General features: G+C 62.0%; 10 protein-coding genes and 2 pseudogenes. 8 read left to right on the plus strand and 4 right to left on the minus strand.

Translation table 11 applies throughout. The features are described 5' to 3' along the window. Positions 1-23 precede the first annotated feature (23 nt). Positions 24-956 carry a helix-turn-helix domain-containing protein gene (locus OKW41_RS19780; protein WP_187637452.1) on the minus strand — a complete coding sequence of 311 codons (933 nt, stop codon included), beginning with the start codon at positions 954-956 and terminating at the stop codon, positions 24-26. Between the two features lie 123 nt (positions 957-1,079). Here OKW41_RS19780 and OKW41_RS19785 point away from each other — a divergent pair. The 3 genes and pseudogenes from OKW41_RS19785 to OKW41_RS19795 all read left to right on the plus strand — a co-directional run bounded on the left by OKW41_RS19785 (position 1,080) and on the right by OKW41_RS19795 (position 4,026). Further along, positions 1,080-1,926, plus strand: a pseudogene (locus OKW41_RS19785) (SDR family NAD(P)-dependent oxidoreductase). A 34-nt stretch (positions 1,927-1,960) separates the two neighbouring features. Continuing rightward, positions 1,961-3,682 (plus strand): FAD-dependent oxidoreductase, encoded by a 1,722-nt coding sequence (locus OKW41_RS19790; protein WP_429573698.1) that lies wholly within the window; start codon positions 1,961-1,963, stop codon positions 3,680-3,682. After that, positions 3,679-4,026, plus strand: coding sequence for an NIPSNAP family protein (locus OKW41_RS19795; RefSeq protein ID WP_429573699.1), 348 nt, complete (start codon positions 3,679-3,681; stop codon positions 4,024-4,026). Before OKW41_RS19790 ends, OKW41_RS19795 begins: the two co-directional genes overlap by 4 nt. 67 nt (positions 4,027-4,093) lie before the next feature. Here the strand turns inward: OKW41_RS19795 and OKW41_RS19800 are convergent, their stop codons facing one another. Together OKW41_RS19800 and OKW41_RS19805 are read right to left on the minus strand one after the other, a co-directional pair. Beyond that, entirely contained in the window at positions 4,094-4,540 is a 447-nt protein-coding gene (locus OKW41_RS19800; protein WP_429573700.1) for a type II 3-dehydroquinate dehydratase, read from the minus strand. A 4-nt stretch (positions 4,541-4,544) separates the two neighbouring features. Continuing rightward, a complete protein-coding gene (locus tag OKW41_RS19805; RefSeq protein WP_429574346.1) occupies positions 4,545-5,828 on the minus strand; it encodes an MFS transporter in 1,284 nt (427 codons plus the stop codon). Positions 5,829-6,015: 187 nt separating this feature from the next. On the opposite strand from OKW41_RS19805, the gene OKW41_RS19810 reads away from it, so the two are divergent. Then, positions 6,016-6,801, plus strand: coding sequence for an IclR family transcriptional regulator (locus OKW41_RS19810; RefSeq protein WP_429573701.1), 786 nt, complete (start codon positions 6,016-6,018; stop codon positions 6,799-6,801). A gap of 246 nt (positions 6,802-7,047) precedes the next feature. Here the strand turns inward: OKW41_RS19810 and OKW41_RS19815 are convergent. After that, positions 7,048-7,414 (minus strand): annotated as a pseudogene (locus OKW41_RS19815) (hypothetical protein); the annotation flags it as partial. Positions 7,415-7,425: 11 nt separating this feature from the next. On the opposite strand from OKW41_RS19815, the gene OKW41_RS19820 reads away from it, so the two are divergent. From OKW41_RS19820 to OKW41_RS19835, 4 genes are all read left to right on the plus strand, one after another. Beyond that, the gene (locus tag OKW41_RS19820; RefSeq protein WP_429573702.1) at positions 7,426-8,154 is read left to right on the plus strand and encodes an aldehyde dehydrogenase family protein; all 729 of its coding nucleotides are present in this window, start codon (positions 7,426-7,428) and stop codon (positions 8,152-8,154) included. Then, the gene (locus OKW41_RS19825; RefSeq protein ID WP_429573703.1) at positions 8,151-9,872 is read left to right on the plus strand and encodes a dihydroxy-acid dehydratase; all 1,722 of its coding nucleotides are present in this window, start codon (positions 8,151-8,153) and stop codon (positions 9,870-9,872) included. The genes OKW41_RS19820 and OKW41_RS19825 overlap by 4 nt, the downstream gene beginning before the upstream one ends. A gap of 1,044 nt (positions 9,873-10,916) precedes the next feature. Next, positions 10,917-11,483, plus strand: coding sequence for a DsrE family protein (locus OKW41_RS19830; RefSeq protein WP_429448311.1), 567 nt, complete (start codon positions 10,917-10,919; stop codon positions 11,481-11,483). A 979-nt stretch (positions 11,484-12,462) separates the two neighbouring features. Further along, positions 12,463-14,244 (plus strand): winged helix-turn-helix domain-containing tetratricopeptide repeat protein, encoded by a 1,782-nt coding sequence (locus tag OKW41_RS19835; protein WP_429573704.1) that lies wholly within the window; start codon positions 12,463-12,465, stop codon positions 14,242-14,244. Positions 14,245-14,259 lie beyond the last annotated feature (15 nt).

Consider the following 14,259-nt stretch of genomic DNA (forward strand, 5'->3'; position numbering starts at 1 on the left):
GCGGATCAGGGGGCGAGGGCGAGTCAGCCCGCTCTCGCCTTTTCTGGCGGCAAGGATCGATCGTGGGCCGCGGAGCGATATTCGGTTGGCCGGAGTCCCGTCTGTTTGCGGAAGAAACGACCGAAATAGGCCTCGTCCTGAAAGCCCAGTTCACTGGCGATCTGCTTCACGCTGAGCGTCGAATAGCCGAGCAGCCGCTTGGCTTCGTGGATCGAGCGTGCATCGATCGCCTCGATTGCCGAGACCCCGAACGTAGCGCGGCAGATGCGGGAGAGCTGGCCGGTGGTCACGCCCATCGCGTCGGCATAGCTGGCGACCGGCCGCCGCTCACGGCAATGTCGGTCGAGCAGGGCGCGGAACCGCTCGATCCGGGCGGCCATTGTCCGCTGCTCGGAACTGGCTGAAAGCCGCGCGCTCTCGCTGAGGCGCCCGATCTTGACGAACAGGGCGATCGTCAGTGCTGCGCCCGCGGTGAACTGCCAGCGCTCGTGGCTCTCCGCCTCGTGCCCGATCGACTGAAACAGGGTGTCCAGAGGTGTGCCGCGCTCGACGTCGGGATCGATCGACAGCACGGTCGGCGTGCGGATGAATTCCAGCAGCTCGGGCGCGGCCGTCATCGCCAGCGATTCCAGCGCGGACTGCGCTGCCGTGATGACGTGACCGTCGATGTCGCTGCGGAAGTGAAAGCCGTGGACCGAGCGCGCTGGCACGACGATCAGGCATGGCGCAACGACCGCCCAGGTCTTGCCGTCGATGAAGGTCTCGCCGCCCCCGGCGGTGACGTAGAGCACCTGGATCAGCGCATCGTGGACGTGCGGTTCGATGTCGAAGTCGAAACGGCCGGCACGCAGGGGAATGCGTTCGTAATGGACCATGTCGACCCAGGGTTGGTCCGCTTCCGCGCCATAGAGCGCGAAATGCAGCACGGTCCGGCGGCGCTGCTGGTCAGAGGCCATGATGCACGTTATGTCCTGCTCTATGTGATCTCTGTCCATTGTTCCATATGCGCTCGAGGCGTTCAATGGCGATACGAATTTCAGAGAAGCGTAATCGCATACAAATTTCAGGAAGGTAATTACATGAGACAGGTACTTGAAAATCGCGCAGCTGCGTTGACCCCGTACGCGCTGAACCTGCACGGAAAGGTCTGCGTGGTCACGGGTGCGGGCAGCGGCATTGGTGCCGGCATCGCACGCGCCTTCGCCGAAGTCGGAGCACATGTGGCGCTTGTGGATCGGAATCTTGCCGGCGCTGAAGCGCTCGCCGCCGAACTTCGGAAGGCCGGTGCGGTGGCGCAGGCGATCGGCTGCGACGTGTCGGACGAAGCCTCGGTTGCCGCAGCTGCTGACAAGGTTCGCGCAGAGCTAGGGCCAGCCGGCGCGCTCGTCAACAATGCAGGTCTTCTGCGCGCCGGAACTCTCGAGACGGTCTCGATCGAGGACTGGAACCAGGCCATCGCCGTTAACCTGACCGGCTATCTCCTGTGTGCCCGAGCTTTCGGGCGCGACATGCTGGCGGCGGGCAAGGGCAGTATCGTCCACGTTGCCTCGATTGCGGGGCTCAATCCGCAGACCAATAGCGGTTCCTATAGCCCGAGCAAGGCGGGCGTGTTGCTGCTTTCGCGGCAGTTGGCGGCGGAGTGGGGCCCACGCGGGGTGCGCAGCAACTGCGTGCTGCCCGGCATGATCCGCACCGCGCTGTCCGCGAAGTTCTATGAGGAGCCCGGCTTCGAGGCTCGCCGCGCCGCAGCCACCGCGAGCCGCCGCATCGGCGAGCCAGAGGATCTCGCCGGCCCGGCCATGTTCCTCGCCTCTGACCTGGCTGCCTACGTCAATGGCGCGGGAGGTGCTCGTCGACGGCGGGCTCGATTGCATGCTGATGGACATGGTCCCGCGCCCCGGTTTCAACGCGACCCCGGCCGCGTGAGCTGGATCACACCATAACGATAAGGAGATTGGATATGACCAAGGAGATCACTTGCGATCTGGTCGTGGTCGGATCGGGTGCCGCGGGCCTCGCCACTGCGATCACTGCACGCAAGCGCGGCCTCGATGTGATCGTGCTCGAAAAGGAGCCCGTGTTCGGTGGTACGACCGCGCTGTCGGGCGGGGTCTTATGGATTCCGCTGAGCAAATACGGCCGACAGCAGAACCCGGCTGACACCGTCGAGCGCGTGCGCGAATACATGATGAGCGAGACGGGCAACAACTTCGATGCCGCCGCGGTCCAGTGCTTTATCGAGAACGGGCCGGCTATGGTCGAGTTCTTCGAACGCGAGACCGAGATGAAGTTCGTGCCCACGCTCTATCCGGACTATCACCCGGATGCGCCCGGCGGCGTCGACATCGGCCGCTCGATCCTTGCCGCGTCCTATGACATTCGCGGGCTGGGCAAGGACATGCGCCGCCTCAAGCCGCCGCTCGAGACGATCACGTTCATGGGAATGATGTTCAATTCCTCGAATGCGGACCTCAAGCACTTCTTTCGCGCGACCAGGTCCCTTGTTTCGTTCCTCTATGTGGCCCGCCGTCTGGCAACGCACGTCAAGGAGTTGGCGCTCTACCGGCGGGGGATCAACGTCACGAGCGGCAACGCGCTCGCCGCGAGGCTCGCGAAGTCGGCACTGGCGATCGACATTCCGATCCTCACGTCGACGCGTGTGAAGGAACTGCTGAGCGAGGACGGCAAGGTGATCGGTGTGCGCGCGACCGTAGCGGACGGCGACCTTCGGATCACCGCACGGCACGGTGTCGTGCTGGCTTGTGGTGGCTTCCCGCACGATCTCAAGCGTATCGCGCAGGTCTATCCGCATGTGAAGCGTGGGGGTGAGCATCTGTCGCCCACGCCCGTCGGCAATACCGGCGACGGGCTGACCATGGCGGAGAAGGTGGGTGGTGCCGTGAAGCTCGGCTTCGCCGATGCGGCGGCCTGGATGCCTGTCTCAAAGGTGCCCTTCGGCAAGGGCCGCACTGGCGTATTCCCGCATCTGCTCGACCGCTATAAGCCCGGCGTGATTGGCGTGTTGCGGAGCGGTCGGCGCTTCACCAATGAATCGAACTCCTATCACGATGTCGGCGCGGCGTTGATGCGCGCCTGCGAGGGTGAGCGGGAGACGGCGATGTGGCTGATCTGCGACAAGGTGGCGCTGGGCAAGTATGGACTGGGATATGCCAAGCCCGCGCCGATGCCAGTGGGGCCGTTGCTGCGCAAAGGCTACCTGATCAAGGGCGAGACGATCGGCGAGTTGGCGCGCAATTGCGGGATCGTTCCCGATGCGCTTGAGATGACGGTCCATGCCTACAATCTCGATGCGGAGCGCGGAGAAGACCCGTCGTTCCATCGCGGTCGCACATCGTTCAACCGTTATCTCGCCGATCCGGACAACAAGCCCAATCCTTGCGTTGCGCCTATTGCGACCGGCCCCTTCTATGCGGTGAAGGTCGTGATGGGCGATCTGGGCACGTTCGACGGCCTCGGGACTAGCGTCACCGGCGAGGTGCTGCGGGCCGACGGCAGCGAGATCGAGGGCCTTTACGCGGTCGGCAATGACCGGCGCAGCGTGATGGGCGGCAACTATCCGGGCGCCGGTATCACCCATGGGCCGAACATGACGTTCGGCTATGTCACCGGTAACGCGATCGCCACCAAAGCCATGACCTCCAAAGAGAAGGTGTACGCATGAGCACCCGCCCCATGTATCTGGCAAAGCCCCTGTTGGATTTCCGGGTCTACACGATCGCGCTGCGCAAGATGCCCGAGTTTCTCGACGTGTTTGACAGGCTCGCCATGCCAATCCTGCTCGAGACGCTTGGACATCCGCTCGGTTTTTGGACCAGTCTGGTCGGGCCGCAGAACCAGTTCACCCACCTGTGGGGGTATGACGATCTGGCAGACTACGAACGACGGTGCCTTGCACGCGATACGCATCCGGATTTCCCCGCCTATCTCAAGGCATCGGGCCATCTGATCACGGCACAAGAGACACGGCTCATTCGTGCCGCCGCGTTGGATAGCGTCGCAGGGTAAGCCGGTGCTGCGGCCGAAGCGGGCTCCATCGAGGAGCCCTGCGTGCTTCATGAATGGAGGAGCTGGCTCAGGTCTGGTTGTCCCACAGATCGTCAATCGCGCGGATTGCCAGCAAGTATCCGTTTGCGCCAGCCCCGCAAATTACCGCGGTAGCCGCCACCGAAATCGTCGAGTGACGATATTCCTCCGAGCGTCGGTGGATGTTGGTGATATGCAATTCCACTACTGGTCGGCGGATGAGCTTGACTGCGTCGAGCACCGGAATCCGACCAAATGAAAAGCCGGCTGGATTGATGATCAGCGCGGCGTCCTGCAAGAACGCTTCCTGGATCCAGTCGATCAACTCGCTTTCGCTGTTCGTTTGTCGGAATACGCAGTCGAACTCGAGGGCGGCGGCCAGCGCGAGGCAGTTCTGTTCGATCTCCTTCAGCGTAGTGCTGCCATAAAGATGAGGCTCCCGCGCGCCCAGCATGTTCAGGTTGGAGCCATTGAGGATGTAGAGTTTGCGAGTCATGGTGTCAGTGTGTAGAAGAGCGTTCCAGGGCCGTGTCTTTGGTTTCCCGGGATATTGCGATCATCAGGAAGGAGATCAGGTTCAGCGAGCCACAGACCGCTACGATGGCCCAAGGGGAACCGTTAAAGGCATTGAGCAGCGCCACGGCGACGATTGGCATCGGGCCGCCGGTGAGCAGGTTGGCTCCCGAGTACGACAGTGCGGACCCCGTGTAGCGCGCCTCGGTCGGAAATGACTCGGCGAACCACACCGGCTGGATGCCGCTCTGGAACTGTGTGAAGCCGAGAAAGGCGCCCATCACGGCTATCGTCATGGCGATCGAGTTCTGGTTGAGAATCGGAAAGTAGATCAGGCAGCAGATCAGCGTGCAGAACGAGCCGATCATCAGCGCACGTTTGCGTCCGATCCGATCGCTCAGATAACCGCCCGCCAGCGCTCCCGCGATGGCACAGACATTCGCAACCATCAGCAGCATGAAACCGGTCTGTTTTGGTACGCCGAGGTGTTTCGTCAGATAGCTGAGCGAGAAAACCACGATCAGATAAAACAGTGCGGCCGGGCCACAGAAGAACAGCGTCAGGCGAAGCGCGGTGCGCCAGTGATATTTGAAAACGGTGCCTAGCGGATTGGCAGCGCGTGTGGGAGCGGCAGTCCTCTTGAGCGCCTCGAAGGCGGGTGTCTCGCTAACCTTCCTGCGGATGTAGATGCCCAGCAGCACCAGCACAAAGCTTGCGAGGAACGGGACTCGCCATCCCCAGGAGTCGAAGTCGTCCGATGAAAGCAACGCGGCCAGGGTAAAGAGCGAGAAGTTGGCGAGAATCTGACTGAGTGGCGAGCAGATGCCAAGCAGGCCCGAATACAAACCGCGTCGGTTAGCAGACGCATGCTCGACCGCCATCAGTTGCGCGCCCGTCGACTCGCCGCCAAGCGCGAATCCCTGGATGATGCGCAGTGTCACCAGCAACGTCGGCGCGAGGATGCCAACCTGGTGGTAAGTGGGCAACAGCCCCATCAGGAACGATGAAGCCCCCATTACCGACACGGTGATAAGCATCAGTTTGCGGCGTCCCCAACGGTCCCCGAGCATCCCGCAGATCACCGCGCCTAGCGGGCGTGCGGCAAGCCCTGCCCAGAAACTAGCCAGCGAGGCGAGCAGCGAGGCGGTCGGGTCCAGCGATGGGAAAAACAGCTTTGGAAGGATCGTGGCCGCGACCACACCATACAGCGCGAAGTCGAACCATTCGAGCGCCGTTCCGACGGTTGCGCCTGCCACCGCCCGACGCGCCATCAAGTGAGCCTGCACGGACTGTTGTTCCGCGGCAAGGTCTGAATCAGAAAAAAATGACATGTTGTCTCCTGAATTCTTCATATGTCGAACCGTTCGTTTCTGGCGACGAACAAGTGCTATTGTTTGCGCTCAGAAAGCGAGGCGTTCCGCACCGGAACTGCATTGCACATAATGAAAGTCACGCGAAATGTCGCTCAAAAACGGCCTGAGAATTCTTGATTTCCTGGCGACGCAAGCCGAAGGCGCGGGCCTTCTGGCGATTGCCGACGCTTTGTCCCTGCCCCGCAGCACGTGCCACCGCGTGCTCGCCGAGCTCATCGAAGGCGGCTATGTCAGGCAACTGGTCGATCACAGCCGCTACATTCTGACAATGCGTATGACGTCGAACGGGCTGGAATTCCTGAGCCTGACGGGCATCGCGGATATCGCCCAGCCGATCATCGAACGCGTCGCTGCGCAGACAGGTGAACTGGCGCGGCTGTCGTTGGTGGACGGCGAAGCAATCATCTGGGTGGGGAAGGCGGACGGACAGCGCATCGGCTTTCGCTACGATCCTGACATGGGCCAGGCAGCACGACTTTCATGCACGTCGACCGGACACGCATGGCTGATGACAATGACTGACGAACAGGCGGCGGCACTGGTTTTGAAGCAGGGTTTTGGACAGCCCAATGAGTTTGGACCCAATGCGCCGACGACGCTCAAGGCGCTGCTGGGCTTCCTGCACGCTGCGCGCCTGCGTGGCTACGCGATGATCGACGAGGTGTTTGCCCCGCGCATGTCAGCGGTGGCGGTGCCCGTGGTGAGCGGCTCGCGTTGCGTCGGCGTCATCAGTTTGGCCGGTCCGCGGGTGCGGCTGACGACCGAGAAGATTCACGAGTATTCGATGCTGCTGCGCGAGGCGGCGAATGAACTGGCCCAGCTGAGCAATATGGCGGGATTCCCGAGTCGGCCGCCGCTCGGCAAGGGATGACGAGACCCGTGTAAAGCCATCCGACCGGCGAACTTCGTCCGCTTCGCGCCGAACTGCGGTCTCCGATACGTTGGCGCAGATGACCGAACGTCTTCCTGTCGGATGCGCAACTAACGGTCGGGCGCCATGCTGCCATCACACTCGGGCTTCGCCCCAAAACCCGCTTACAAAGGCGGCCGCGACGACTTGCCGTCGCTGCGTTATGTCTGGTTGGCACCGGGATAGCACGCTTCCATCGAAGCGACTTCACTTTCGTAGAGCAAACACGTCGCTCATCTGCCGTGCCCGCTTTACTTCGTCACTGTGCAGATAGATCGACGTCGTCGATACAGACGCGTGCCGCAGATTGTCCCGCACGGTGGTCAGTTCCGCACCGCGCCCCAGCGCATGCGGGCGAGGGCGTCCCGCGCAAGCGGCGGCAGCGCGACGCGCGCGAGCTTCTTACCCTTGCCTGTCACGCGCAACCAGTGGTCCCCGCGCGCGCATTGGTCTCGTCGTGTCCGAGCGTCGCACCGACGAGTTCGCTCGCACGCAGCCCCGTCGCGTAGCCGAAGTCGAGCAGGAAGCGCAGCCGTTGCGCGGCCGGGGCTGACCAGCCATACGACCACTCGAGTCGCCGATCATGTGAAGAAGGTTACGATGGAGCTGGGCGGACATGCACCCGTGATCGTCCATGCCGACGCGGACCCCGTTGAAAGCGCGAAAAAGCTGGCAACGACCAAGTTTCGCAATTGTGGTCAGGTCTGTATCTCGCCGTCGCGTTTCTATGTGCACCGCTCGCTCCTGACGCCGTTCGCGGAGACGTTTGCGGCCGTTGCGAGGGAACTCCGGATAGGGGATGGGCGTGACCCTGAAACCACCCTCGGTCCGATGATTCGCGCCCGCGCGGTGGAGAGCGCACTGTCGCTGATCGAGGATGCCCGCGTCCGTGGTGCGCGAGTATTGGCTGGTGGCCGACGGCCGCCCCATCTCGAACGAGGGCATTTCATCGAACCGACCGTGCTGGTTGACGTTCCCGACGACGCGAGAATCACGTGCGAGGAACCGTTTGCACCCGTTGCGCCGATTGCGGCTTTCGATGACGTCGCGGAGGTAATTACGCGCGCCAATGCAACCGAATTTAGTCTGGCAGCCTACGTCTTCACGCACGATTCGGCACTGGCCGCGATGACCGCAGAAGCGCTCGAGGCGGGCAGGGTCGGCATCAATGAAACGCTGTTGGCGACGGCCGAGGCTCCCTTCGGCGGCGTCAAGGAATCGGGCTTTGGCTGCGAGGGCGGCAGCCTCGGCGTACTGGATTACCTGACGCCCAAATACATTCGTCATCGCCTGATCGTAAGGAATGGGACATGAATCAAAAACCGCGTGGTCTGGACAATGGCCTGACGAACTACGGTGATCACGACTTCGCGCGCTATCTGCGCCGGTCGTTTGCCAAATCGATGGGCTACACCGGCGAATCGCTCGACAAGCCGATCGTCGGGATCTGCACCTCGGAGAGCGGTTTCAATAACTGCCATCGCCACTTTCCCGAAATGATCAAGGCGGTCGAACGCGGCGTGCTCGCGGCTGGCGCATTGCCGGTGGTGTTTCCGGTGATTTCGCTTGGCGAGGTCTTCCTTTCGCCGACTTCGCTGGTCTATCGCAATCTGATGGCGATGGCCGTCGAGGAAATGATTCGTGCCCAGCCGATGGATGCGGTGGTGATGCTCGGCGGATGCGACAAAACCGTGCCGGCGATGTTGATGGGCGCGATCTCCGCGGAGCGGCCCGCCGCCATGGTGGTGGCCGGTCCGATGATGACCGGGCGACATCGCGGCGAGCGGCTTGGCGCGTGCACGGACTGCCGGCGCTTCTGGTCGAATTTCCGCGCGGGGAAAGTCTCGGCGCAGGAGATCAGGCAAGTGGAGGGGCGTCTGGCCGTCACGACGGGAACGTGTGCGGTCATGGGCACGGCGTCGACCATGGCGCTGATCGCGGAAACGCTGGGCATGATGCTGCCCGGTTCGGCGGCGATTCCGGCCGTGCACGCGGATCGTCTGCGCAATTGCGAAGAAACCGGAGCGCTGGTTGCGCGAATGGCCCTCAATGGCGGACCGAAACCGGCCGAGATCGTGACGCCCGCGTCGGTGCGCAATGCCTTGCGCGTGCTGCTCGCGGTCTCCGGTTCGACCAACGCCGTGATTCATCTGGCGGCGATTGCTGGTCGTATCGGACTGAAGTTCGATTACGACGAGTTCAACCGGCTGTCTGATGAAACGCCCGTACTCGTGGATCTCAAGCCGGTAGGCAACGGCTACATGGAGGATTTCCATGCAGCCGGCGGGCTGGAGGGCGTTCTGCGCGGACTGATGCCCCAACTCGATCTGACTTGTCGCGATATCGCCGGGCAGAGTCTCGAGGAGCGTTTGAACAGGCCGCTTGCCGATCCGATCGATACGGCCGTGATCCGCTCGACGGAGAAACCGGTCAGTCCCGAGGGCGGGCTGATTGTTCTAAACGGTAGTCTGGCGCCCGGCGGTGCGGTCCTGAAGCGCGCCGCCGCTACTCCCGAACTGCTCGAACATGAAGGGCGTGCCGTGGTATTTACCTCGCTCGAAGATCTGGCCGCGCGCATCGACGACCCCGGTCTGGACGTTCGCGCGGACGACATTCTCGTATTGCAGAACGCGGGGCCGCGCAGTGCTTCAGGCATGCCCGAGGCCGGCTATCTGCCGATTCCGCAGAAACTTGCGCGAGCAGGGGTGAAGGACATGGTGAGGATTTCAGATGCGCGCATGTCGGGCACGGCGTACGGGACCATCGTGCTTCACGTGACGCCAGAAGCGGCGCTCGGTGGCTCGCTGGCGCTGGTGCGCAACGGTGATCGGATCCGGCTCTCGGCGCGGGACAAGCGGATCGATCTACTGGTCGACGAGGTCGAGCTGGCGCGTCGTGCCGCTGAGATTCGTCCGGCGGAAGGGAGATATGCGCGCGGTTACCAGCGTCTTTATCACGATCACGTGCTCTCTGCCGCCGCCGGGTGCGACTTTGATTTCCTCACCGCATTTCCTTCCGAAGACCTTAAGTAGCGGGTGCTTTTTCTACTCCCTGACCAAAGCGCCCGCGCGACTCGATCTGTTCGGCGCCTGATCAAGCGCAAACGACGAAGAGTTCATCCCTCACCAGAGGTGTCGTCGAAGATTGCGGATTGCCTGGGCCACAGTGTTTCGAGGCGACCCAGCAGATCACCGGGGAAAAGAAGCGAAATGTAAGGGGTATCGGGTCCCGCTGGGTTGCGGACTACGAGCCGGTTCAACCGACCATCCGCCGCAGCCTGTTCGATGGCGGCGCCATCGTCGAGTGTCGACCCTCTCCGGCCGTTGGAGCCGTGTAACGTGAACGGCAGCCTCCAAGGTCCATGAGTCATTCATGCGCTCGTGAGGCCCATTCTCCCCACGGAGCCGGGAACCCTCACTGCGAAGGCGACCGAGCATCTGGATCTTGAAACCCATCTCGACGATGGCGAAAGTTTCTGCGTAGCAGTACAAGCGCGCCTTCGTCGTTGAAGTTACGAGCATCCCAGATCCACGTCGGTATCAGCGGCGAACTCAACGGCGATTTCGCGGCCGCCTATCAGTCCCATCGTCGAAGCCACGCAGCTCCCCGCGGTCGACATCTACTTCACATCTCGGCTGGTGGAACACGCCAGCGGCGGCGCTGCTGATGGTTCCGTCGCTGCACGTTTCGGCGAGTTTCCGCAATTCACTCTGCCTAACGTTGGACAAGACGCCGCCGTGCCGAGACAAGTACGTGACGCTGCGAACGCGAGATCTGCTCCGTACCGTCGCGGAGCCAACTTTCGGAGCGTTTTCGGCATTCGTTCGGCATACGATCGTGTGGCACCGCGCCCCGCGACCTACGCTGGTCTAGCCAACGAGCGTCGCGCGCCGCTCAAGATCTTCGCTACTGTCCGAGGAAATAACTATGCGATCGCCGATTAGACGGACACGCGCGTTGCTCGAAGGATTCGGCCTCGAAAACGCCAGCCAGTCGGCGCCCGGGTGCTACATCGTCGAGCGCGCGTTCGCATCGTGAGCGTACTGCCGCTCGTGCAATTTTTTTTAGGAACGAAGATGAAGATCATAAAGGGTTTTGCAGCCGCCACGCTGATCGGCGTCGCGGCTATGTCGGGTACGACGCAGGCGCAGGAAAGGGTGCCAGACGGTTACTGGACGACACCAACGATCGAGAACTACGGTCGGGTGCACTTCCTGCCCAATGCCGCGTTCAAACCTCAGCCAGACCACACATACAAGATCGTGTTCTCGCTCACTCAGGCCGCGAAAACGCCGGACGCGGTCGATCCGGGGCTCGACCGCGTTGCGCGCACCGTCAATCTGTATGCGGCAGCCGGCGTGCCAGTGTCACATCTGAAGTTCGTCGCGGTGGCCTCCGGCGCAGCGACCCCGCTCGTGCTCGACGATGCGCACTATCGCGCCGCGTACGGGGTTGCCAACCCGAACCTGCCGCTGATCGCCGAGCTGAAAAAGGCCGGTGTGACGGTCGCCGTGTGCGGGCAAGCAGTGGCCGAGCATCATTTCGACTACGGCTGGGTCGCGCCCGACGTCACGTTGGCGCTGTCCGCTCTGACGACCGTGACGACGCTCGAAACGCAAGGCTACGTGCTTATGCCGCTTTGACCTTCGCCATCGGGAGAATCATCCATGTTTTCATTCAACAAGAGGCTGCTTTCATTCATGATCGGCTCGGCGGCTGTGCTGGACGCACGCCGTCGACGGATGAGCGTCATAAACTCGATAATACCCCGCCACTATGGGTGGTATGGTTCAGGTCCGGCGAGTACATCGTCGTTGAGGCCGACACAGCGGCCGACGCGCGCGACAGTGATGAGGTGCGTAAGCGTCAGGAATACGACGCGAATCGGTTCGCGGTTACCAGGGTACGGGGATCGATACGGGCGTCGGCAGTCGCGGCCAAATATGGAGGTCGCACAGATCCAGTGGTTCACTGCGGCATTTCGCGCCTCGAAAGGTGCCTGTTAAGACAGAGTCCCACCTGACGAGCGCTGCCATATCGGACGAGTACCGGTCTACGCTCGAGGAAGCTTACGCCTTGGCGATCGCTTTCCACCATTCGCGGGCGAGTCGTCGCCCACTGGCGATTGCCATCATCGATGAATAATGGGCGGCACTCAATGAGCCGACGCCTGACGACGCGATGTCTCGCCCCGAGGTCATTCGACAACTGGCCGAATGCGCAGACGAGAATCTCACGGAACGGCAGTTCTACTGTCCTTTGCCAAGGGGTGTATGGCTGCTATCGGTTCGGCATGCGCGAATGCCGACGGAACTGCCGCAGTCATGCTGCAAACAGTGCCGCCGCGATGCCGGCGGCGGGCCGGTTATTGCCGCAATCAAACGACGTGGGCGGCCAATGAGCGCAAAACCTCATGCTGTACGTCAGCCTCCCGATCGCCGCCCATCACCACTGTTGACCAGGTGGCGGCCGCGTTTCACGGCGCGCTCGGTTCGGATTGGTCGTTCCTCTCAGTTCCCGGCGGGGATCGAGATCAATCTCGTGTGCCAACCGTCGCACGGCGACCTAATATTGATGGGCACATAGCAGCCAGTGGGGCGTCGGGTCGCGCGACGATGACGAATGAATGCCGAAATTCCCGCGAACGTGGCAACGATGTTGGCCACCGACAGGGCGGTGGTGCCGGGCGTGTTGCGCTACCCGGGATTCGAGGTCGACATCGACCGGGGCGAATTGCGTGTCGACGGGCGGGCGGTGCCGCTCCGCCCCAAGACGTTTGCACTATTGACATACCTGGCGAAACATCCTGGTCGTCTCCTAGCCAGAGACGAGATTATCCAGTCCGTGTGGCGTGACGTCATTGTGACCGATGACTCATTGGTACAGTGCGTCAGTGAACTGCGCGCGGCGCTGGGCGATCAACGCCAGAAGGTGATTCGGACGGTGCCCCGTCGCGGTTACATGCTCGAGCTTGCACCCGTGGAACCCACGGCACCTGATGAAACGGGCGTAAGTGAATCGTACCCGGTTGCACCGCCGGCCGTCACGCCCTCTCCGTCTTCGGCACCGGTCGGCATCAACCGACGACGGTTCGTATTGGTGCTAGCAAGCAGCTTGACAGCGTTCGCAGGTGGCGGTGTCTGGGCATGGTGGCGGACGCGGGAAGCGACAGTGGGACATCGCGCCAATGACATCGCGGCGACCCGTCGAACAATTGCCGTGCTGCCGTTTACAAATTTGAGCGGCGATGCATCTCAAGCTTACTTTGCCGACGGCATCACGGCCGACGTAATCGCCGATGTGTCGCGTTTGCCAGATACGCTAGTCATCGCTCAGAACTCGACACAGATGTATCGCGACACAGCGTCAGATGCGCACCGCGCAGCCCAGGAACTTCAGGTCCCCTTCGTCGTGACTGGAAGTGTATGGCGCTCGGGGGGCGAAGTCCGTATTGCTGTTCGCTTGGTGTCTGCAGAATCCGGTGCCGTGCTGTGGGCCGACACGCTCGTGTACCCGAATGAGACGCAATGGAACTGGCGACGCGATGTGGGACCGCGCGTCGCGTATGCCCTCGACATTCGGACCAAGGACGTCATCGGCGGCTGGGGGACAGCTGGCCCGGAGCCACGGGAGGCGATCGAACATACCATGCGAGGCTTCGCGACGCTGCGGCGGGCTTCGGCGCGGTCGGAGTTTGAGACTGCCTTGCGCGAGTTTCGTGAAGCACTGACAACAGCTCCGAAGTCGGCTTCGGCGTGGGCCGGACTGAGCCTCGCCTTGTCGGACGTAATCTTCTACGGGCATGTCCCTTACCCGCAGGATCAGCTTCGCGAAGCTAAAGATGCGGCTGACAGAGCGCTGGCTCTCGACGGGGACAATCCGTACGCGCATGTGGCGCAAGGCAAAGTGCTATACCTACTCGGCCAATTGGACGCCGCTCAAGACGCGTTCGAGACCTGCCTGGCCCTGAATCCGAGTTTTGTGTTCGCTCATGTGCGGATTGGATTAATCAGAATCGAACTCGGGCACGCTGAAGAAGCGCAGCAACATGTCGATATGGCCCTTCGCCTGGGTCCGAAGGATCAATTCCGGGCGGCGTCGGCACATCTGATCGCAGGAATCGCCCAATTCCACCTTGGAAACGACGATCAGGCCTACGCGGAATTGGAGAAGATGGTTACGGCAAACCCTCGGGTAGGGTTCGCGTACCTGTGGATGGCCGCCATCGACGCGCTCCACGGACGCGATGAAAAAGCGCATGAGAATCTGGAACGATACAAACAACTCATCGAAATTCACACGATTAGCGGTTTGAAGACCATCGAGCATTCAAAAAACGCGGTATTCCTCGCGCAGCGCGAGCGCTTCTATGATGGACTTCGCAAAGCGGGTATGCCGGAATGACGAAGGAGGCTTCCC

It is taken from the genome of Paraburkholderia sp. UCT70, assembly GCF_050434085.1.
GTDB classification, from domain to species: domain Bacteria; phylum Pseudomonadota; class Gammaproteobacteria; order Burkholderiales; family Burkholderiaceae; genus Paraburkholderia; species Paraburkholderia tuberum.

Excerpts from the sequence above, each read along its gene's own strand:
- OKW41_RS19780 (WP_187637452.1), bottom strand. The coding sequence starts at position 956 with ATGGCCTCTGACCAGCAGCGCCGCCGGACCGTGCTGCATTTCGCGCTC.
- OKW41_RS19790 (WP_429573698.1), top strand. The coding sequence starts at position 1,961 with ATGACCAAGGAGATCACTTGCGATCTGGTCGTGGTCGGATCGGGTGCC.
- OKW41_RS19825 (WP_429573703.1), top strand. The coding sequence starts at position 8,151 with ATGAATCAAAAACCGCGTGGTCTGGACAATGGCCTGACGAACTACGGT.
- OKW41_RS19810 (WP_429573701.1), top strand. The coding sequence starts at position 6,016 with ATGTCGCTCAAAAACGGCCTGAGAATTCTTGATTTCCTGGCGACGCAA.
- OKW41_RS19800 (WP_429573700.1), bottom strand. The coding sequence starts at position 4,540 with ATGACTCGCAAACTCTACATCCTCAATGGCTCCAACCTGAACATGCTG.
- OKW41_RS19835 (WP_429573704.1), top strand. The coding sequence starts at position 12,463 with ATGAATGCCGAAATTCCCGCGAACGTGGCAACGATGTTGGCCACCGAC.
- OKW41_RS19830 (WP_429448311.1), top strand. The coding sequence starts at position 10,917 with ATGAAGATCATAAAGGGTTTTGCAGCCGCCACGCTGATCGGCGTCGCG.
- OKW41_RS19805 (WP_429574346.1), bottom strand. The coding sequence starts at position 5,828 with ATGGCGCGTCGGGCGGTGGCAGGCGCAACCGTCGGAACGGCGCTCGAA.
- OKW41_RS19795 (WP_429573699.1), top strand. The coding sequence starts at position 3,679 with ATGAGCACCCGCCCCATGTATCTGGCAAAGCCCCTGTTGGATTTCCGG.